General features: G+C 68.6%; 15 protein-coding genes. 2 read left to right on the plus strand and 13 right to left on the minus strand.

The window, feature by feature from the left end:
* Positions 1–16: 16 nt before the first annotated feature.
* Positions 17–1552: a S8/S53 family peptidase gene (locus tag AB0M15_RS26440; protein WP_363824126.1), complete on the minus strand. Its 1536-nt coding sequence runs from the start codon at positions 1550–1552 to the stop codon at positions 17–19.
* A gap of 90 nt (positions 1553–1642) precedes the next feature.
* Between AB0M15_RS26440 and AB0M15_RS26445 the strand changes: the two genes are divergently transcribed.
* Entirely contained in the window at positions 1643–4225 is a 2583-nt protein-coding gene (locus AB0M15_RS26445; RefSeq protein WP_363824127.1) for a CHAT domain-containing protein, read from the plus strand.
* Positions 4226–4244: 19 nt separating this feature from the next.
* Here AB0M15_RS26445 and AB0M15_RS26450 read toward each other — a convergent pair whose 3' ends face one another.
* The 4 genes from AB0M15_RS26450 to AB0M15_RS26465 form a co-directional block, all read right to left on the minus strand.
* Positions 4245–4844, minus strand: coding sequence for a hypothetical protein (locus AB0M15_RS26450; RefSeq protein ID WP_363824128.1), 600 nt, complete (start codon positions 4842–4844; stop codon positions 4245–4247).
* Entirely contained in the window at positions 4841–6187 is a 1347-nt protein-coding gene (locus tag AB0M15_RS26455; protein ID WP_363824129.1) for a PASTA domain-containing protein, read from the minus strand. The genes AB0M15_RS26450 and AB0M15_RS26455 overlap by 4 nt, the downstream gene beginning before the upstream one ends.
* Positions 6188–6294: 107 nt before the next feature.
* On the minus strand, positions 6295–6759 hold the full coding sequence (locus AB0M15_RS26460) for a hypothetical protein (protein WP_363824130.1): 465 nt from the start codon (positions 6757–6759) through the stop codon (positions 6295–6297).
* Positions 6734–7363, minus strand: coding sequence for a sigma-70 family RNA polymerase sigma factor (locus AB0M15_RS26465; RefSeq protein WP_363824131.1), 630 nt, complete (start codon positions 7361–7363; stop codon positions 6734–6736). The genes AB0M15_RS26460 and AB0M15_RS26465 overlap by 26 nt, the downstream gene beginning before the upstream one ends.
* Before the next feature lie 202 nt (positions 7364–7565).
* Between AB0M15_RS26465 and AB0M15_RS26470 the strand changes: the two genes are divergently transcribed.
* Complete coding sequence (locus AB0M15_RS26470) at positions 7566–8129, plus strand: hypothetical protein (RefSeq protein ID WP_363824132.1); 564 nt, start codon at positions 7566–7568, stop codon at positions 8127–8129.
* Positions 8130–8206: 77 nt separating this feature from the next.
* On the opposite strand, the gene AB0M15_RS26475 is transcribed toward AB0M15_RS26470, so the two are convergent.
* The 8 genes from AB0M15_RS26475 to AB0M15_RS26510 all read right to left on the minus strand — a co-directional run bounded on the left by AB0M15_RS26475 (position 8207) and on the right by AB0M15_RS26510 (position 21403).
* Positions 8207–9979 carry a hypothetical protein gene (locus AB0M15_RS26475; RefSeq protein WP_363824133.1) on the minus strand — a complete coding sequence of 591 codons (1773 nt, stop codon included), beginning with the start codon at positions 9977–9979 and terminating at the stop codon, positions 8207–8209.
* Positions 9980–10088: 109 nt separating this feature from the next.
* The gene (locus tag AB0M15_RS26480) at positions 10089–11156 is read right to left on the minus strand and encodes a hypothetical protein (protein WP_363824134.1); all 1068 of its coding nucleotides are present in this window, start codon (positions 11154–11156) and stop codon (positions 10089–10091) included.
* Complete coding sequence (locus AB0M15_RS26485; protein ID WP_363824135.1) at positions 11153–11563, minus strand: cellulose binding domain-containing protein; 411 nt, start codon at positions 11561–11563, stop codon at positions 11153–11155. The genes AB0M15_RS26480 and AB0M15_RS26485 overlap by 4 nt, the downstream gene beginning before the upstream one ends.
* A 359-nt stretch (positions 11564–11922) precedes the next feature.
* On the minus strand, positions 11923–14904 hold the full coding sequence (locus tag AB0M15_RS26490) for a CHAT domain-containing protein (RefSeq protein ID WP_363824136.1): 2982 nt from the start codon (positions 14902–14904) through the stop codon (positions 11923–11925).
* 23 nt (positions 14905–14927) lie between these two features.
* Positions 14928–17372: a CHAT domain-containing protein gene (locus tag AB0M15_RS26495; RefSeq protein ID WP_363824137.1), complete on the minus strand. Its 2445-nt coding sequence runs from the start codon at positions 17370–17372 to the stop codon at positions 14928–14930.
* Positions 17373–17397: 25 nt separating this feature from the next.
* Positions 17398–18426, minus strand: coding sequence for a hypothetical protein (locus AB0M15_RS26500; RefSeq protein WP_363824138.1), 1029 nt, complete (start codon positions 18424–18426; stop codon positions 17398–17400).
* Between the two features lie 169 nt (positions 18427–18595).
* Entirely contained in the window at positions 18596–18826 is a 231-nt protein-coding gene (locus AB0M15_RS26505; RefSeq protein WP_363824139.1) for a hypothetical protein, read from the minus strand.
* A gap of 60 nt (positions 18827–18886) precedes the next feature.
* Positions 18887–21403 carry a caspase family protein gene (locus tag AB0M15_RS26510; protein WP_363824140.1) on the minus strand — a complete coding sequence of 839 codons (2517 nt, stop codon included), beginning with the start codon at positions 21401–21403 and terminating at the stop codon, positions 18887–18889.
* Between the last annotated feature and the right edge of the window lie 9 nt (positions 21404–21412).

A 21412-nucleotide genomic window follows, 5' to 3' on the forward strand; every position in this document is an offset into this window, starting at 1 on the left:
TCATCGCTGCCGGCCGTCAGTGCGGACCTGGTGGGCAAGTACCGCAGACCTGGTCCGGGTACAGGACCGGGCCGATCCCCGCTGCTGCCTGGCTGCGGGCGAATCGCAGGAGTGCCCTTGCCGCGCGCGGCGCGTTCTCACCGGTCGCGGACATTCGTGCCGCCATCATGCCGGCCACCAGTGGCGTCGAGAACGACGTACCGCTCCAGTTCACCAGGCCCTCGAAATGCCTCTTCTTCTTGGGCTCCTCCACACATTGGTAGTCGCCGACCGCGAACGCGTTCACCAGGTCTTCGCCGGGTGCGTAGACATCGACCCAGTGGCCATGATTGGAGAAGTGCGCACGACTGTTGCCGTCCGCGGACAGCGCTCCCACGCCGATCACCCACGAGTAGGCGGCCGGGAACGTGGGCAGCCGCGAGTCGTCGTTACCGGCCGGAGCGACCACGACGACGTTCACGTGACGCAACCGCCGGTCGTAGAACGCGTTGAAGGTATGCATCGGGAGATGCAGCCTGGTGACACCGTCGAACTCGCAGACGATGATGTCCGCGCCGAGGTCGAGCAGGTCGCTCATCCGCTGGATGATCTCGTGCTCGTAGGCCGTTCCCCCGTGCTTCTTCAGGTCGATGTCCTTCGCCTTCTTGACGTACACCTCGGCCTTCGGTGCCGTACACCGCACGCAGCCGGCGACGAACGTCCCGTGGCAGGCGTAGGGCTGGATGTCTTGATTGGGGAGAGCGCCCAGATCGGGATCGCCGTCCACGCCGGCCATCCACGGCCACCTGGTCACTGCGTCCTTGACCAGGCCACCGTCCACCACACCGACCATCACCCCGTCGCCGTCCCATCCGCGGGTACCGCAGCAGATCCCGCTGTTGACGGGAGGGACCGGTCCGCTCGACTTCGTCGGCACCGCGGCGGGCTCCGTCGCCGGGCAGGGATGCCCGTTCCCACACAGCCAGAGCGCATGGTCCGGTGTCGCCTTCCCGACACCGATCACCTTGTCCAAACGCTCCAGCACCCGCGGGGTCGACAGCGGATCGTCATCGTCAGGACGATCATCCTGGCCGCCGTCGGAGTCGCCGCCGGAGTCGTTGCCGTTGCCGGAGTCGCTGCCGGAGTCGCTGCCGGAGCCGTCGGCGTTGCCGTCGCCGTTGCCGTCGCCGTTGCCGTTGCCGTTGCCGTTGTTAGTGACGCCCTTGGCATCCGGTGCCGATCGCTCGGTCCTGCCGTAGCGCCAGACCAGACCGGTGACGCCATCGATGACCGGCAACAGCTCGATCTCAACGCTCTCGGGAATGATCGGACCGGAGCCGGCTTCGTGAGCATCTGGATCGGCTCGGAGCGCAAGGACGACCAGGTCCACGTCCTCGGTGCGGACCAGGATGGTGTCCCGGCGGTAGAAATACTCGGCGCTCCCGCCGGTCGCCCAGTCGTGGGGATGCACGGCGGTGCTGTCGTACCACCGCCCGGCGTCCGGCTTCGCACCGTCCTCCAGGTCCTTGACGATGAGGCTGAGTGCGTCCTTGAGACGTTGATCCGCTTCCATTTCCGTTCCCTCCTAGATGGTGAAACTGTCCTGAGTTGCACTGCCCGGGCGTACTACGATCTGTTGGGCAGGGAAGGGGGCGGTTGTGCCGTGGACACCGACGACCTGCACGCGCTCGCCCTGTCGCGTCCCGCTGACGCCGTGCGGATGGCTCGCGAGGTTCTCGCCGGGTCTCCGTCGGACGCCGAGGCCGCGGCGGCCCATCAGGCGGCAGGTGTTGCCCACCGGGACTTCGGTGACATCCACGAAGCGGTCGCGGAACTCAAAGCGGCGCTCCGGTACGCGCGCAGGGCGTCCGATCCCGACCGTGCGGCGGATATCCAGGCGAGCCTCGGCGTCGCCCTGGTGATGGCTGGTCAAACCGGCCGCGGGCTGGCCATGCTCGACTCGATCGTGCTGGGCCGCACCGGAGTACAGGCCGGCCGGATCCTGATCCGCCGGGTCTGGGTTCGCGGCGCACTGCTCGGCCGCTACCCCGAGGCCCTTGCCGACGCCGAACAAGCGGTTCAACTGCTGAGCGATGGCGGCGACCTGGTCTGGGAGGCCCGGGCCTTGACGCACCGGGCGATGGTGCTGCTCGCGATGGGCGAGGTCGAACGCGCCGACCACGACTATGCCCGCAGCGAGCAGTTGTTCGCGAGCTGCGGTCAGCAGGCCGAGTTCGCCGACACCCGCCAGGCACGCGGCGCCGCCGCATTCGCCCGTGGTGACCTGCCGAAGGCACTGCAGTACCTCGACGACGCTCAACGGGTGGTCGAAACGCTCGGCATCCTGGAACCAGACCTGCTCGCCAACAAGTGTTTGGTTCTGCTGGCGGCCGGCCTGTCGCGTGACGCTCTGACCGAGATCGACAGTGCGCTCGATCGGATCCAGCAGCAGCACGGTTCCGCGGCACGCCTGGCCGAGCTGTTGTACTGCGCCGGGCTGGCGGCGCACGCAGCCGGAGCGATGGACCTCGCCGAAAGCCGCGGCCACGACGCGCTCGTACTCTTCCGCCGCCAGCAGCGTCCCTGGTGGGCGGCTCGCGCGGAGCTCGCGCTGCTCCAGTCCCGCTACGCGGGCGGCGACCGGACAGCACGTCTGCTTCGAACCGGCCAACGGCTCAGCGCCGAACTCGACCAGCTCGACCCGAGTCTCGCGGCCGAGGCGCATCTGCTGACCGGCCGGCTTGCGATGGCGCAGACCGACCAGGCCGAGGCCAGGCGTCATCTGCAGATCGCGGCCGCTGCCCGAACCGGTGGCCTGCAGGCCCGCGGCGCCGGCTGGCTCGCCCTGGCGACACTTCATCAGGGAGACGGCCGATCGCGCGCGATGCTGGCCGCCTGCAGGCAGGGGCTCAGTCTGATCGAGATCTACCTGCGTACGCTCGGCGCCACCGAACTGCGCGTCCTGGCCACCTCCCAGGGCGCCGAGCTCGCCGCGATCGCGCTCCGGTACGCGATCCAACGGCACAATCCACGGCAGGTCCTGGAGTGGACCGAACGCTGGCGGGCCACCGTGCTCGCGATCCCGCCGGTCCGGCCGCAAGCCGACGACGGACTCGTCGCCGACCTCGCCGCGCTGCGCAGCCTGACCCAGCGGATGGAGACGAACTACGACCACAGGCCTGGGTCCGGTCCACTGGACCGCGAACGCCGTCGCCTCGAAACAGCAGTCCGCCGGCGGGTCCTGCGAACGCCAGGCAGCGTCGGCGAGGGCCCCGACCGTTTCAGTACCGCCGAGTTGCTCGACCACCTCGGCGACCGCACCCTGCTCGAGCTCACCGACGTCGACGATCAGTTGTACGCGATCGTGGTAGCCCGAGGCCGGGTCCGCCTCGAGCTCGTCGGCCCTACCGCGCTGGCGAATCATCGTCTGTCCCACGCATTGTTCGCGCTGCGCCGCGAGGCAACCGCACACGGCACGAACCAGCTCGACCTCGACGCCATCGGCGCCCGGCTCGAGACAGTCCTGCTCGGTAACGCGATCAGGCATCTGCGGGACGGCCCCGCAGTCGTCGTACCGACGGGCCGGCTGCACGCGGTCCCATGGAGTCTCCTGCCGTCGTTGCGGCATCGGCCGACCTCGGTGGCTCCGTCGGCCGCGGCGTGGCTGCGCGCTCGGAGGGCCGTACCACCACCGACCGAGCGAGTAGTACTGGTCGGCGGTCCTGAGTTGTCAACGGGACAAGAGGAGGTGCGACGGCTGTCCGAGCTGTATCCGGCCTCGATCGTCCTCACCGATGGTGGTGCGACGGCGGAGGCGGTGCTGGCGGCAGTGGACGGGGCGTCGTTGGTGCATGTGGCGGCGCACGGCACGTTCCGAGCGGACAGCCCCCTGTTCTCGGCGCTCCAGCTGGATGACGGTCCACTCACGGTGTACGACCTCGAACGGCTGAAGCAGGCTCCGCACCGGGTGGTGCTGTCGAGCTGCAGCTCGGCGCTCGGTGGTCCCAGCGGCGCGGACGAGTTGCTCGGTCTGGTCAGTGCGCTGATCGCACTCGGTTCGGCCGGGGTCGTGGCGAGCGTCGTACCGGTGAACGACCCGGCGACGGTGCCGCTGATGTTCGACCTGCACAGCAGGCTGTGCGCCGGCGACGATCTCGCCGGCGCGCTGGCCGGGACCAGGGCGTCGGCGGGCGACAGCCGGTTCGCGCGCACGGCAGCGCATTCGTTCATCGCGCTCGGAGCTTGAGTCACGGATCCGCCAGCCTTCAGATCAACGGCACGGGAGGATTCAGGGGCAGGAAGAGTTCGAGGTCGACGGCGCGTTGCTGCTCGGCGAGGCGCAGACCGTCGAAGCTCAGTGCCCCCGTCACGACGCATCGGCCACCGTTCAGCCTCAGCAGGGTGCCGGCCCGGACGACCGCCTCGAGCGCAGTCACCTCGAAGGCTAGATCCAGCTCGAACTCGAACGAATGAAGCGTCGCCCCGTTCACCACCAGATCCAGCCGCGGCCTGGACGTCGATCGCATCCGGTGCGCCGCCAGGCTCACGATCTCCCGGCTGCCGGCGACGGCGATCGTCCGGCGCGCGGCATCGGTCAGCTCGGAGTACTTCCGCCAGCCGGCGATCAGCAGGTCGCCGAGATCCAGATCCAGCAAGTCCTCGGCCATCGCAGCGACTTCGTGGTCGACCACGGCGATCGCGGATCGGGTCAGCCGGCGCACTGGTCGCAGCGCGATCCGGGTGATGTCTTCGTCGCCGATCACTTGCTCGATCGCATCGGATACCGACGCGTTGCTGGACAGGAGCGCGCGAACGGTCAGCGGAGTAGGTGACGTGTCGTCCAGTACCAGCGTCGCAGTAGTCATGAGTCATGCCTTTCGAGAATGTGGGTGCCTCGGTCGCCACGCGGTTCGATCCGTACGACCGGCATTGCCGGGTTCGCGTCCGTCTTGGTGATCGCCGGCACCGAGAGCGGCGCCGCAGTCGGGACGACGCGCACCATGCGTCGAACCCAGCGTCGGTTCAGCCGCAGTCGCAGCAGGCGAGCCGCACCCGCGACGGCCCCCGCCAGGACCACCGCGAGCAAGGCCTTCCGGGCATCGGCCGGTTCGCTGTCGACAAGATCCGGTACGGGCACGAGCGGGATCGCCACCAGCGATACGGTCACCAGGCGGCCGGCCGTGACGAACGTTCCGGCCAGTGGTCGTTGGGTCGCCACGATGCGGTCGTTCTGCGGTGTTCCTCCGAGCCTCAGCCCGACCGCCGTCAGAGTCGACCGCGCGGTCGACACCTTGCGTCCCTTCAGGTCAGGCACCCGAATCATGACCGGAGCCTTGATGTCCGATCGGGTACTGACGCCGACGGCAGTGCCGACCAGAACTCGCGAACCGGGGACTGGACGCTGGTCCATGACGATCTTCCCGGTGCCCGCCACCGACCCCAGTACCAGCCGGCGACCGCGCAGGACAGCCCGAGCCTTGGTGAGACTCCGCCCGACCACGTTCGGTACCACCGTGCGCGGAGGCTGTATTTTCACCGGACGAAGGTCGATGTCCACCGGACTGCCGGGCTCCGCCTCAGTTCCGGAACCGGGGCTCTGAGTCGTGACCTTGTCGCCTTGGCCGGAGACTCGGCCGACCGACAGCTTCGCGCCGAGCACCGCCTTCTCCGCCGCGTCGCGATCCATGCCGATGAGGTCCGGAACGATGGCCGGCTGCTCCGTCTCCGCACGAGTCACTTCGAACGACGCAGAGACGTCCAGCGAGTCCGTACCCCGACACTTCGCCATGACGGTATGCGCTCCGGTCGTCGCCCCCTCGGGAACCAGGAACTCTGCACTCACAACACCATCGCCGGTGTCTGTCGCCTCGGCGACCAAGGTGCTTCCATCCCAACGGAACTCCACCCGCCCGCCGGCCACCCGCTCTGCGGCCGGCGCGGCCACAGGCTCCCCAGGGCCTGACGACGGCTCCGGGACCGGCGGTGGTGGCTCCACTGGCAAGCATCGGTCGTAATCACTTGCTACGGCAGTGACCCAGCTGCCAGGCAGGCCGCTCGCCGGGTCGAGCTTCAGCGACCCCGGGTGCCCGTTCCCCGCCTGGGCCGCTCCAGCCGCCGGCAGGGCAAGCAGGACCGCGAGCACGCACATCACGAGAAGCCGCCGCAGGTGCGTGGTTCCGGCCACCGGCCGGCGACCGTCGAGCTCCATCGCGATCACCCATCTCGCAAGTTCGGTGAGGCCGTGGAAGGAACCTCACTGACTCGGAGACGCGAAGCCTGCGTTTGATACCGGCAGTGACCGAATACCGGGGTCGGCTACGGAGACACCCAGCCGGTCAGCACCGTCACGCCGGAGTCGGTCCTGCAGAGGACCTGGAACGGATGGCGCGGAACAGGCCGCACCACGAAGAAGCCGAGGTCGTCGACCGGCGCGGTGCCCAGATCGTCGGAACCAGCGGTCAGTTGGACTGTGCCACCCTGCGGTGGGCTGACCTGCCCGATCAGCTCGTCCGGCGTCAGTTCCAGTTCGATGCTCAGGCTCTCGGTGGCGAAAGTCAGCCTGCGCAGACTCGCGCTCTCCGCTGCCCGGGTCACCAACACCTCCCCGGTGTCCCACGCGGAGTCGTAGGTGAGAGCAGCAAGCTCCGCATCGATGGTGCGCCAGGCGAACACCGCCTTGCCTGCCTCGACGAACCCCGGCGGTACCTCGCCCGCGCTGGTCAACGCATCACCCAGAGCTTCGAACAGCTGGTCGTCATCGCTCCACCACTGGCCGGCCATGCCGCTCACCTCCGTCCGAATCGATGGGGCGCTCGTCCCGGGTTCCGATCAGCACGGCAAGAGCCGGCGTCTGTCGCAACCGCTCGAGGCAACGGGCCCGGTTGGGTCCGATGCTGCCCACCGGCATATGTAGTTTCTCGCTGACCTCGCGGTACGCCACTGGCGGATCCTGAACGAGCATCGACAGCAGTAGCCGACAACGCGGCGACAACTGACCGAACCCGGTCCTGACCGCGACGCGCCGTTCGTGGCGCAGGAGCTCCTCGTCGACCGAGACGGAGTCCGCCGGCATCGCCGAGGTCAGCTCGGCCGGATCAGCGGGCTCGGACCGTTGGCCGACCTTGAGCAATCGCAGGCATTCGTGTTGGGTCGTGGTCACGATCCACCCGGGCAAAGCGGCCGGCTCGCGCAGGCCGGGCAGGTGCTCGACCAGAAGCAGCCACACACTCTGACCGACATCATCGACGTCCGCCGCGGACAGTCCATAGCGCCGGCTGATCGTCCAGACCAGCGGCGCATACCGCTCCACCAGCTCGTCCCAGGCTCCTCTGTCCCCAGCTCGGGCGCCCACGACCATTCGGATGACGGCGGGATCATCGCGCATTCCGTCCCTCCTTCCGGGTTCGATGTCTACTGGAGCGGAGGACGCCGCACGCGCGTTGATACACAGCGGGTCACAGTCCGAGCACCAGGAACGACGAAGCCGGCAGGTGTCACGCCGTACCGCTCATTATCCGGCCGATGTATCCAGATGCCTCCTCCGAACTCCGGGTCTGTGTAAGCCCGAAACCGAGTGGAGGCGTCAGATGGACAAAGCGATCAAGCCGATCACCCGACCGGAGCGGTACGCCGGTGAGAATCGGCCGGCCTGGCGGCGGATCGTCGCGGTGAACATCGCCGAGGCCATCGCCGCCCTGCTCTGGCTGATCGCCGCCTACGGCGTGTCCGAACAGCTCGTAGCCGACCAAGAGGCAGCCGGATCGACCAGGCTGGCCCATCGCACGTTCGGCTGGTGGATCCTGGACATTTCCATCACGCTGAACATGAGCCTGCTCATCGTCGGAGCAGCCGCGGGAGCCGTCGGCAGCGTCATTCGGCAGAGCATGACACTGACCAGAAGCTCGCAGAGCGGAGCGGTCCGATCCATTTGGTGGTACGTCCTGCGCCCGCTGTGGTCGGCGCTACTCGGCTCGGTGTCCGTCATCGCTGTCAACACCGGGCTGATCAGCATCGGGGACGAGACCACGTCCAGCGCGGGCATCGCCGTACTGGTCCTCACCGGATGTCTAGCCGGCCTGTTCACAGACCAAGTACTCCAGCGGCTGCGCAACATGGTCGACCGCTCGCGCACCGGCCGTCCGCGGCACTGACGCTCCGCTTGACCTTCACCGAAGAAGAACGCCAAACGCTCGGCTGGGAAACCCAGCCGAGCGTTTGCCGGTCGATCTCAGGCGCGCCGAGGGACGATCGTCCGGGAGTCGATCGAGGTGGCCGAGCGCCCTGCGCCTGCCGCCGTGTGAGTGACGGTGACCTCGAGCGGATGATCGGCTACGACGTCGAGGACACCCAGTACGAGCGGCCCTCCGGTCGGGCCGACCGCTTCCTCGAGGCTGCAGCAGTCGTCCAGGGTGGCCTCGCCCGGCTCGAGCACGATCTTGGCGAACGGGCGCGCCCGTACCGTCCGCGGCTCGCGTCCCACCGGATCGCCGTGCAGGATGAGCGGCGCGAAGTACTTCACGATCGTGACCGCACAAGTAGTCGGGTTGTAGATGGTCACGGCCGTGGCGTACCGGCCGTCCACGACGGTTTCGCATTCCTCCTTGTCGCCGTGGTCGTCGTCACCGTGGCGCCTGTCCTCCACACCGCACACCATCTCGACACTGTGGTGCCAGCGGCAGGCGGGAACAGTGACTGTGACCGGCTTCGTTGCCACAACCACGCCGTCGGCGACGACGTCGAGATTGCCGGTGAAGACCTGGTCCTCGTCCTCGCAGTCGCGTACGCCCGTCCAGATCACCTCGAACGGCAGGTTGTGCGAGGTGTCCCCGGCCAGCGGGCCGTAGCTCGGCGGCGCGATCGACGTGACGAACTGGGCGATCGGCCCGCTCGGCTGGAGATGCACCTCGCCGATCGACTGCACGGCAGCCCTGATCAGGTCGACGAGCGTCGTGACGATCTGGCCTTCGTCGATGCCCACGGTGTGGGTGCCGCCTGGCGTCGCCGCGGTCAAGCGGGTGGCCTGCCCAGCGTTGCCACCGACCACGCAAGCTCCGTAGTCGATGGCACCGGCGGTGGGATCGCCGTCGAGGGCTCCGGCAGTGCCGGTATCGGTGCTCACGGCAACGAGTGTGATGCCGGCCGCGACCAGCGCCGCCGTCGCGGTCGCTTCCGTGACGTCAGTACTCCCCGTCAGCGCGGCACAGACCGGATCGTGTCCCGGCGCATCACCGAACCAGACCACGATCCGCCTACTGTCTGCGCGCCAGCCGATCGCCGGATCAGTCGCCAACGTCTCGAGGGCGAACAGCTGGCCCTCGGGGATATCCCGTCCGTCAGAGGCGACCCAAGTGGTCACTGCCGCCGACACATCCGCGACCCCGAGGGTCGGTGCCAGTTGATGCTGGAAGGCGTACGGATTGAGATCCAGCGGGAAGTCCTTGTAGTTCCCCGCACCCCAGGCGACGTCGAAGCCGGCGAACGCCGGATCGTTCACGATCGTCCCGATACCGGCCTGCACCGCACCGATGATCCCGGCCATGCTTCCGGTGGTGTCCGCCAGCAGATAGACATCGGCCTTCGGTGGGACGCGGGACGCCGGGATTCCGATCGTCACCGTCTCTCGTTCAGTCACGCATTCCGGCAGCCGCCAGTCGTTGGTCGGTGGATCGACCGTGACGGGTTCGGCTGTTCGTGCCGTCGCGGTTGCGGCTGTCGGCGCGGCGACGGACACGAAGAGATCTCTTCCGGCCACTGCCTCCAGTCGACGCCGCGGATGGACGGCGCCGGACTCGTCCACAGCGACCTGAGCGGTCCGGTTCGGCTCACCCGGCACGCTTCCGTGGAACAGCCGTACCTCACGGCCGTCCGGCATCCGGCCACCCGCCCCGGCGACGATGTCGATCTCTGCCGTCCCGAGCGCGTCGGCCAGCGCGGCGCGCACGGCGTCCGCAGGATCCGGTCCGATCGATCCACCGGACGAACCCTGACTTGTTGAACTCATGGTTGATTCCCCCTCTAGCTGGTGTCCTACCGCTACGGACACCAGCCAGACGGGTCTGATACACGATCCTGCCTTCGTTGCCCTAGGCCCTTACCGGGCCAACCGAGGGTCAGCCGGTATAACCGGCGAAGATCTGGCTGAACTGGTAGGGGGTTTGGGGGACGTTGGTGCAGGTGACGAGGGAGCCGTTGCAGGCGTTGCGGTCTCGGGTCATCTCCCAGAAGGAGAGCATTCCCAGGTGTTTGGTGCGGGCGAAGTTGACCAGTTGGGTGGAGTGGGTCTGGTTGAAGGTGCCGCCGTCGTCGTTGCGGCCGAGCATCGGGGTGACGCCGACCTTGAGCCAGGCCTGGGCGTCGGTGAGTGACGGCCAGAGGGATTTGATCTGGTTGAAGGTGCTCTGCGCGGCCTGTACTGCGAAGTCGCCGTAGTTGCCCGACGAACGGTTGTAGTCCATCGCCATGATGTTCACGACGTCGAGGTTGATGCCGTTGTCGCGGGCGGACCTGAGGACCGCGAAGCCGTTCGCGTCGAGGCCCTCGGGCAGGACAGGCAGCGTCAGCGAGATCTTCAGGGCCGGCCGGTTGCTCTGCAGGATGGAGAGCGCCTGCGAGCGCCGGGCGATCGAGACCGGATCTGCGGCCGCGCCGCCTTCGATGTCCAGGTCCAGGTAGCGCAGCTGGTAGGCGTCGACGACCGCTTGGTACTCCGTGGCGGTCGCCTGCGCGGACGGGCAGACCTGGGCGAGTTCGCTGCCGGCCGCACCACCGAAGGAGATCTTCACGTCGCCGCCGCGGGCCCGGATCGCGTCGATCTGGTCCTTGCTCCAGGCGGTCCGGGGGTCGTACGCGCCGAACCAGCTCGCCTTGCAGCCGCCGCTGCCGGTGATGAATCCGAGGGTGAAGGAGCGCAGGTTGCCGGCGGTCGCCATCGCGGTGAGCGACGGAGTCGGCCAGGCGCCCATGTCGACGTACGGCGCTACCGGCACCAGCGAGCCGGCGGGGCCGGGCACGGTTGTCGCGGTGACCGTGTTGCTGGCGGGCGATAAGTTGCCGGCGGCATCATGCGCCCGAACCACGAACGTGTAGGCGGTTCCCGGGTTGAGTCCACCGACCGTACCGGTGGTTGCGTCTGTGCTGATCAGTTGCGTGCTGCCGGAGTAGACGTCGTACCCGGTCACGCCGATGTTGTCGGTGGATCCGTTCCAGGCAAGGGAAACAGTGCTCGACTCGTCCCAGTGACCCGGAAATTGCCGGGAGCGGTCGGCGCGCTGGTGTCCCCCGCACCGCCGGCGCAGAGGCCGCCGTTGACCCGGCAGTTCGCCGGCCGGGCGGGACCGTTGGCGATGAACCCGAAGGTGGCGGACTGCCCGGCGGCGAGCGGAGCGTTCCAGCTCGCGTTCGCGGCGACGATGTGGTTGCCGGTCCGGGTGACGACGGAATCCCAGGAGCTGGTGATGTTCGTTCCGGCCGCGAGATCGAACTCGACCCGCCAGCTACTGATGGTGGCAGCCGTGCCGTTGGTGACGGTGTAGGCGACTTGGAAGTTGCCGTTCCACTCACCGGTCAGAGCGTAGGCCGCGGTCACCGATCCCGCCGCGGTCGCCGGGGGCGCGACTGCAAACGGAACCAGCAGAGCGAGGAGGGCGAAGACAGAGAGCAGAACACGTGATCTGGGGCGGATCATGGGTGCCTCCGGGCAGTTGTTCAATTATTAAGAAGCAACCATATATAAAGATTATGCCAGTCAAGACCTCAACGCCTCCCGTCAACCGGCCGTGGGATGGCCTCCGCTGATAGCGAGCGAAGGCGAAGCAGGCGCTGCCTGAGCTCGGCGGAGAGCTCGGTCGGGTCGATGCCGGCCTCGATTCGCAGGGAGACCGCGCGGCGTAGTTCTTCCAGGAACAGATTTCGCAGACGCTCAGTGGGATCGGGCATGGCGTGGCCTCAGCGGCCGCGGCAGGCCAGCGCGGACCAGAGCGCCGGACGAGTCAGGTCGATTGTTTCGACGGTTCTGACATGGGCGCCGGTCAGCAGCGGCGCCAGGTCGCGATCGGGGTCGAGCATCCACCGATGGACGGCATTCACCGCCGTCGCCGGTGGAAGACGATGGTCGACAAGCATCAGGTGGGTCATGAAGAGGGCCAGTTCGGCGTACGGCGCCGGGACCGGCCATTGCCAGCCGATGACGCTCGAGAAGCCCGCGTCGAGGAACTCGTCGGCGATCGACGCGAACCCGCCGGGGATCGGCTTCGCCAGGACGACCAGTCCCTTACCGCGCACGTCGTCGTCGCGTACGGCGAGTACATCCCCGTCGGCCAGGAGGAACGACGGTGCCCCGTTGTGTTGGAGCCCGCAGGCCAGGTGCGTCATCGATGCGCCGGGCAGGCTGCTCAGGACGTCCGCCCTCGTCCCTGCCGCGTCCACCTGCTCGATGGCACGTCCCATACAGGTCGAGCGCGGATAGAACAGCCTCCGGAGGGCCATGACGTCGGCCATCTCCGCATCCCGGTCACCGCGTGGATTGACCACGAACAGCGGAGCGTCGCTGATCGGTACGGTCGGGCGGCCGGCCAGGTCGATCACGCGCGTGCCGGACGACACGTAGGTGACGCTCATGTCCTGGGCGAGACGTCGGCCTGTGGAGGTACGCACGGCGGGCATGGCAAGGCGGCTGAGCTCGCCGGTGGCGACAACGAGGAGGCTGCCGGCCGACCACCGCCCCGTGATCGCCGACCAGCCGGGATCGTCCAGCAGCAGCGGATCATTCACCGGAACATTCGCGAGCACGTCCAGGCGGTCGGTAGCCGGATCCAAGCACAACACCCCGGCCGTCCGGCCTGCGTCATCGGTCGGATGAAGATAGACGAGCGCGGTGGCTCCGACCTTCCGGACCGCGGCAGCCACCTCCGAGGGCGTCGGTACCTCGACAGGCGGCGAGGCCTGGGGATCGACTCCGAGAATGACGCCGATAACGTCGTCGGCCAGCCGCACTGGCTCGCCGGACGCAGTCGCTGCGACTTCGAGAGCGGTGAATGCCTCCGCGGTATGCCCCTCCCCCAGCATCTGCCCGGCGAACCGCGCCGCGCTCTCCTTGTCCTGCCCGCCCCCGTTCAACGCGCTCATCCCCGCGTCGCGGCTCAGCTCAGCGTCTCCGGAGGTTGCGCGCCGGCGATACGCCAGGGCCAGCCGCCAGCACGATCGGGTGCGCAGCCCCACGGACGCGTCATCGAGGTCCCAGATCGCCTTGGACAGCAGGTGAATGGCGGCGTCGAGATCTCGCCGCTCCCCCGTCAGCTCGAGGTAGCTCGCTCCAACCACCGCAGCGAACCTTGGCGACAGAACCTCGCCGGTAAGTCCGTCGACAGCTTCGCGCAGCATCTCCGCGTCATCGTGAACCAACGCGTCGAGCAGCCTCAGGAGTCCCTTCGGCTCCGCACCGGCCACTGCGCGGACCGCAGCGGGATCGAGCGACCGCACGGCCGCCGCGAGTCGAAGCTGCTGGACCGCGGTCGACAGCGTGGCGTACGCGAAATGATCCGTCGGTACGGCGGCGACGGCCGTCGCGAGCGGTGCTGGATCGACGCCGATCCCGGTGGCGACCAGCCGACACAACTCGCTGACCGCGACCACCGGCACCGAGCGCGTCGACACCTTGGCGGCGTACGCCTCGAACTGACCAGTGATCGCGCCGGCCAACGGCCGCGCCTGGTCAAGAATGCCGCCAACCGCCTCGACGACAGCCGCCGCAGCCGGATGGTCGACCGGGATGAGCTTGCCCGCAGCAAGCAACTGCTCCGCGGCGGCGAGGTTGGCGCCGGTGTCGTCCTCCTCACCCCATCCACTGCCGTCCCGCCGTTCCCGCAAACACAGCCCAACCGCCGCGAGCAGACGATCCAGCCCCGACTCGACCGGGTCATCGTCCGGGGCCGCGGCCGCATTCATCGCCGCACCGACGTACGAGTCCAGCTCTTCAACCCCGAACTGCTCCGGCCCCGCCTGAAGCAAAGCCAACGCCTGCTCCCACACCGGCTGTCCCGACACCCCCGACAACGTCGCCAACCGACTCCGCGCAGCCTTCCGGGCCGCATCGGGTTCGACGGTCGCAACCGGCGTGGAGGCGGGCCGACGCGGCGGCGAGACCGGCTTCAACGGAGCCGCGCCCTGCAGAGTGGCAATGGGATGGTCGAGCGGGTCGACGGTGTCGAGGTCGAAGGAGAAGGACAGTGGCGAAGGCATACCCGCGGCGCCTGGCATGACCAACGGGCCGCCGCCTTGCTGCAGCTGCTGCACGGTCGTCATCGCACTCATCATCTTCGTGATGTCGAAGCCTGCCAGGTTGCCGTCGAGCAGCGGCCGGATCGCCTCGACGAGCGTGAGCATCGCCTGGACCAGCGTGGTGAGCTCGGCGCTGACCACCGGGCCGGCGAGGACTTCACGGAAGCACTCGGCCGCGGTGTCCGCATCGGTCTTCGACGAAACGGACGTACCACCCGCGAAGCCACCGCGGGCCGCGGCGGGGTTGACTGCCTCCAGGGCCCGGTTCATGTGCAGCTGGCCGAGTGACAAACGTGCTGTGATGACCTCCATCGGCGGGAAGCCCGGGTAGCTGAGCGCCTCACCGAGCACGGTGATGCCGGTCTCTCGGTCCTCCGCGGAACTACCGTGCATGCCGTAGCGAGCGCCTAACAGATAGCCGAGTAACCCGGCGAGGTGCCCGCGGGCCGGGTCGCCGGGCCTGGCCAGGTCATGCGCCTCGTCGATCGCAGCGATTGCGTCGGACAGGTCGCCCAGCGCGCCTGGGGTGCCCGGTCCGGTGCGGACGTAGCGCCTGCCGAGTTCCTGCCCGAGGAGTAGCAGCTTGGACAGCCGCACTGGGCCTTCCAGCTGCGAGAGTTCCTCCCGTAGCTTCGCGATGGTCACATCCATGGCATTGCTACCTTCCCTGTTGGTCATTGTCCCCAGTGGACGAACCCGGCCCACGAGGTGAGGCGGGTGGGGTCCGAGTCCGCGAGCATGCGCCGCAACGGCGCAGGCATGTCGCCGGGCGCCGATCGAGCGTCGTCGAGCATCCACAGCTGCGCCTGCCGGAGCGCGTCCCACGGTGGGCGGTGCTCGGTGATCAAGTAGTGGTGGAACATGTACATCAGCAATGAGGTGTCTTGATCCGGGATGCTCCACTGAGTCGACAGCACCGTGCGGGCGCCGGCAGCGAGAAAGAGCGTGCCGAGGCTGTATGCCTCGTCGTACCCGTGAACCGACTCGCCGGTGTGGCAACCGGCCAGCACCACCAGGCCGATGGGATGTCGACGCGCGTCCAGAAGGCGGATCAGTTCATCGGCGGTGAGGTCTCCACCAGCCAGCAGCAGGCGTGACGACGCGTGGGCCGCGTCGGTGCTCAGATCTCCGTGGGTCGCGAAGTGGACCATCGTTCCCGCGTGTGCGCCGTCTGCCCGCAGCCAGTTCCGGACCTCATCCGGGGTGCCCGCGCCCGAGGCGCTGACGCTGCCGTCCGGACGGCGGCCGAGATAGGTCGCGCCGGGATAGAAGGTTCGATGGATCGCGTACGCCTCGAGGCGCGCCGACTCCAGGTCCACTTCCTCGGTCTCCGGGTCGGCCACCACCAAGCCGGCCGCTGTGTGCCGCACCGGCTCAGCCGCGGCGGAGGCGCACAGCATCCGCGCCGACGCGGCCTGCGATACCGCGGCGAGCTCCACCAGATACTTGCCGTCGGGTCGTCGTGCGGCCTGCCACGGAATCCGGGCCAGCTCGCCCATCGGAATGAGCACGAGACGTGGCGTACGGCCCGATGTGTCATCCAGGAACGGCTTGATGATCGGCCCGATGGCCGCCTTCCAGGCCCAGCCGCACAGTGCGTCCAGGCTCTCCGCGAAATCGGCCGGCTCGACGCCCCCGATGTCACGGGTCTTACCGAGAAGTGCGACATCCCGGGCAGCCGCGGCGGCGAGATACCGCTCGATCTCCATCCCGTCGTCGATCGTCAGGTAGGGCAGCGGGAGGTAGCGGGGCGGCCCCTCTGCCGGCGCGATCACCGCCCAGCCCGGCGTCGGCGCAACGGCGGGGACCAGGTAGACCAGCGCATCGACGCCGACCCGGCCCAGCGCATCCTGGATCTCTTCCAGCGTTGGCGGATCGAGCAGGTCGGTGTCGCGGGACAGCACCTCGACGACCTCGTCCCGCAGCCAGGCCGAAGGCTGCGCTTCCGATCGCCACCTCTCTGCCAGGCCACGCTCGCCGGCCTCGATCAGCCGCGCGCAAGGATCGCGCAGCTCGGTTGCCGAGAACAACAGCAGCCCCCGTCCGGCGTCCAGCGCACGGAGCGCGTCGACGGGTTCGTGGTGGACGAGGAAACGGCCGGCTGCCTCCACGGCATCTTGGGCCGCGCTCAGGGCGGTCGCGCGGGCAACTCCGGGGTCCGGCTGTAGCAACACCTGCCAGGCGTAGCCACGGAGGGCGTCCAGCACCGCAGGACTCGATGACGAGCTTTTCCCGCGGCGCTCACGGTATTGGGACAACATGTCGTTGACGAGGCTCCAGTGCGGATGGGCCGGTCCACGGGCCAGGACCCGGGCTCCCTCCAGTACCGCGATCGCTTCGTCGACGTCGGCGAGCGATCCGGTCACCTCCGAACGGCGGTAGACGGCCATCGCGAGGCCGGCCCGGTGGAGAACAGCGTCCGGACGATCCCCGGAGAGCTTCACCGCCTCTCGCAGGTCGGCGATGCCCTCGTTGATTCGGTCGAGGTTCTGCTCGTTGCCCTCGTTCAACGCCGCGCCGCCGGCGGCAGCCAGGCGTATCGCACGTTCGGCGTCGGTGCCACCCGGTTGGGTTCTGAGCCTTCGCAGCGCCTCGAGCTGGCGGTCACGGCCCGCTTCGTCACCATCCGGCACGCCGTCCATCGCTTGCATCAGTTCGGAGACGTGGGTTATCTCCGCCGCCACTGCCCGCAGTGGTGAGTCCGGTAGATCCTCGGCCCGCTTCGAAAGATCAGAGAACCGGGCAAGCGTCGTGGCCATGTCGGCGCCCTGTAGGTGGGACTGCACGGCGTCCAGGTAGTCCGGCATCAGGTCCATCAGCGGGCCGGCCTGGGGGCCGGCGATCCGGCTGAGGTTTTCGAGCACCCGGCGCATCCCCTCCACATCGACGAATCCGGGTGCGGCGGTCATCTTCAGGACGGCGCGGGTCGACTCGATCAAGGTCTCGACCTGCACATCGCCCACGAACACCGCCGCCAGCCGATCCACCTCGTCCGCTGCCGTCCGCGGGTCGGCCAGCGTGCCGCCGGCGGCCGCCTCCTGCAGCTCGATCAAACGGGTCACCGCTTCCGGCTTCGTCCAGGTCCGCTGCGCTGCCCCGTCGTCGATCGGTTGGTCCATGCTCGAGTCCTCCTCGGTCCGCCTCCTACTGTTCTGACGGACGGTGGAGGTCGGGGAGCAGGTCGAGGACGGCGGCCACGATCCGCTTGAGCTTGACCGGGTCGTCGATCAGGGCGGCAGCCTGGTGGAGGGCGCCCTCGTCGGCCGGCAGCCTTTCCAGATCGTGTGCCGTCGGCAGGCTGCCGAAGACCGTACCGAGTACGTCGGTGATCACCGCGGTGGCGTCCTCGCCGCGGTCGATGCGCGCGATCATCACCTCGATGGAGGTGTTCGCCAGCTCGTGCAGGACGGCCTCGTCGCGCTCGTCCGGCTCCACCAGGGCGAGCGGCGGCGGCTCGATATGCCCGTCGGTGGAGCTCTGCGACGGGTACCAGACCTGCGCCTGCTTGCGACCCAGCGGGCGCTCGACGTACTTGTCGTACCAGGCACGCCGCCGGCGCATGGCGGTCAGGACGATCTCCACCTCGGCGGCGACCACGGCCTCGCCTGCGGTGTGGTCCCCGGTATGGCGGGCGCGCCGCTCGGCGAAGGCGATCAGCGGCCACAGCGCGGATCCGGCCGTCGTGTCGGTGCCGACCCATTCGAGGATCGCCTTGGCCAGCTCGACCAGCCAGGCGTCCTGCCCCAGCTCGTCGGCGAGCCAGGCCGGTACGCGGGGCTTCTGGGGAGCGCCGCGTTCGCCACGGCGACGGCGGTAGCCGTCCACGGTGGCCCGGAGCAGCCGTGAGGTGAGCCAGCCCTCCAGGTTCAGGATCGGCGCCTTCGCATAGGCGAACAGGTCCACCACGACCGCGTCGACGTCGTCATGGAAGCGGTCCAGGCAATCGGGCAACATCCGGTGAAAAGCGCTCGCGCATTCGAAGTGGCGACGCCTGCGCTCGACCGGCCTGGTCACCCGCTCGTACACCAGCGGCCCGGCGATCTCGGCGGCGCCGGCCCGCAACCTGCGCCGTTCGTCGCGGGATCCGTGCTGGAATCGGTTCGCGAGCTCTCCGGCGCCGGCCAGTCGGCGTACCTCTTCCGCGGCGGCGGACGGCTGCTCTGAGTGGGGCACGATGGCACTTCCTTCGCATCGACGTTGGACAGATCGTCGATCGCCGGAAACGCCCCAGAACATGGCTTTCGGGTCGGCCGCGGGGAACTACGTAGACGGCCGGAAAAACGCCTCAGGACATACGTACGGGCCGGGTTCCCAGCGGAACCCGGCCCGTTTCACCCGAGCGTCAGGACATCTCGCTGGGCTTCGGTCCCTTGGTGAGATCGAGGACCACGTTGGAGGTGGCCGCGCCGTTGAGGAGCAGCGTCACGGCGTCCCCGGCCCGGTCGTAGAGCTGGAGCTCGACCGTGCTGCGGTTCGTCATCGCGTCCCGGACCAGTGCGGCGATGCCCTCCGCGTCCGCATCGGCGATACCCCACTCCTGCTGCCCGATGACGAGTTTCTTGCTGATGTTCATCCTGTTGCTACCTTTCGATGATGCTCGCCAGGCGAGCGGTTGAGGAGATCGGGACGGCTTTCAGTCCACCGCCTCGACCGAGAATGTGAAGGAGAAGTCCTGCGGGTGCCGGACGTGACGGCCGATCCCGAACTGCTCCTGCGCGAGCAGGGAGGTCCGGTAGATTCCGATGCTCTGGCCGACGGCGCCGAGCAGGAGCTCGTACCCCGTGTTCACCAGCACCGCGCCCGCACTCACCGCCGCGACCGCCATCGCGGCATGAGGTGCGGTCATCCCGAGCGTGGCAACCGCCTGGACCGCGTCGTGCCCGGTTGCGCTGCCGAGTTCCTTCTCCAGCAGGGCGCTGAGCGCCAGGCTGCCGGTCGCGTCGCGGGAGACCCAGACAGCGATGTCGAGGAAGTCCACCGCCGGTCCGTGGTAGATCAGCAGGTTGTCGAGCGGTAGCCGCTCACCGTCGCGGATGTTGCTGAACCGCGTGGTCTCCGCCCGGTACACCGGCTGATCGCCGGTACCGCCAGTCAGGACCATCGCGTCGACCCGGACGTCGGCGCTGAGCAGCGCCCGGTTGCGATGGACGACCAGCTCGGCGATCCGGACAGCCACCTTGCGCCGCCTCAGGCCACGGGTGGCGAGCAGGCGTACCGGCTGTTGTGGGCGGTCGTCGATGAGGAACGTCGCCCGTTCCTCCGTGGGCGGCGGCGTCGGGCTCAGGGTGAAATCGATCTGCTCGACCGAGTAGCGGACCGACCTGGCCGGAGCGTCGCCGACGTCGCGGGTGGCGCCGGTGGCGATCTGGCTCAGCAGGCTCCCGAGCAGGGATCCGTCGTCGCGCCGCGCACCGCCGGTCCGGACGCCCTGGTTCTTCAGGGTTCCGACGTCGACCGGCCCGTCGCTGATCAGCGCGATGACCGTCTCGGGGAGCGCGACCGTCGTTTCGACACCCTCCGGCCAGCTCATCGCGACGCCGGTGAGCCGGCGCAGGTCTTCGTTCCAGCCGTACGTGTACGACGCCCCCGGCGCGAGCCGGACACCACCTGGGTCGGCCGCGGTGAGAATCGAGATCCGCGACGCGATGCCGATGTCGATCAACGACACGAACATCGCGCGCTCGCCGTTGTTCCGGAGCCGGAAGAAAACCCGCTCGTCCCGGTACGCGAAGAGCAACGCCCCCGCCACGGGAAGTAACTCCTCCTCCCCGTCGCGCACCCGGCCCCACTCGATCTCGACACCGTGGGTCAGCGGCTTGGCCGGGTCGCCCGCCAGCCGGCGCAACGCCGCGGCCTGGGCGATTCGCTGCAGGTTGGCCATGATCGAGCTGATCCCGAGAGGCGTCGGCGAGTACGGCGGATGCAGCGGCACTCCGTTGTCCTGGACAACCAACTCGCCCTGCGCGTCGACGGCGACCTCCGTCGATGCGTGCAGGTCCAGACTCTCGTCGGCCGGCCGGAGCAGCGGTCGCGACTCCATCGCCTTGACCAGCTCGGCGGTCACTGGATGCTGCTGAGGCAGCCGTACCGGCAGAGCCGGCGCGGCGGCTCGAGTGCGGTGCGCGCGAGCGTCCGGAGGCACGGTTCGGCCAGCCGGCAGGGACCGCAACTGCGCGAGCGCGGCAGTCGGCATGACTTGCTCCACTGTCGCGGCGCCGATCGCCGGACCATCCTCCGGTCCGGTGGCAGCCGCGGGCATGATGGCGAACTCGTCGCCGACCTCGACGCCCAGCAGCGGCGCGCCGAGCAGCTGGATCCGGCCAAGTCCGACGTTCACCACCGGCAACGTGTCCAGTGGCTCCAGATCCGTTGTCTCGAACGGCTGCCGTTCGGACGGGCCTTCCGCCTCAGGTCGTTGGGTGGGTGCGAAGGTCTGTACCTCCTGACGGACCGCGTCGATGAGGGTGGACCAGTTGACCCGCAGGCCCTCTGCCTCGCGGAGAGCCCGGGACAACGCGTCGGTCAGCAGTCCCATCCCCACCCCGTCCCGGTTGACCGCTTCCCAGGCCGACTCCGACGGCGAGCACGCCACCACCCGGACGGCTCGCGGGCTGCTGATCAGGTGCCTCTCGTGCACCGGCAGACCGGCCTCGACAAGGTGGTTCACCCGCCGTTCGACGACCTCGTACGTCGGCTTCCAGGCCGCCCGCAGGAGCGACTTGACTCGCAGACCGGGGTCGCGGGACATGTGCGCGGCGTGGCAGCAGTCGAGCACGACCGTGGCGTTGGCCGTGCGCTTGCTGAGCCGGGCGAGCAGGACGGACAGCTCGATGCCGGTGATACCGCGGAAGTCGTCGTCATCGGAATCGGCGTAGTCGTCCGGCACGATGAACTGCAGGTCGCGGCCACCCGGCGTCTGCAGGCGGCCGCCGTGGCCGCTGTAGTAGATGACGACGGCGTCGTCCTCATGGGTGTCCATGATGAGTTTCTCGTAGGCGTCGAGCACCGCCGCCTGGGTCGCATCCGGCGTCACCAGACGCTCGATCTGGAAGCCGCGCGGTTCGAGTGCCCCGGCCATCGCATCGACGTCGTTGAGCACACCGGTCAGGTTGTTGGTCTGCGCACCGATCAGCAGAGCTTTTCGCGTCATGCCCGTCCC

The organism is Kribbella sp. NPDC051718 (genome assembly GCF_040681515.1).
In the GTDB taxonomy this organism is placed as follows: Bacteria; Actinomycetota; Actinomycetes; order Propionibacteriales; family Kribbellaceae; genus Kribbella.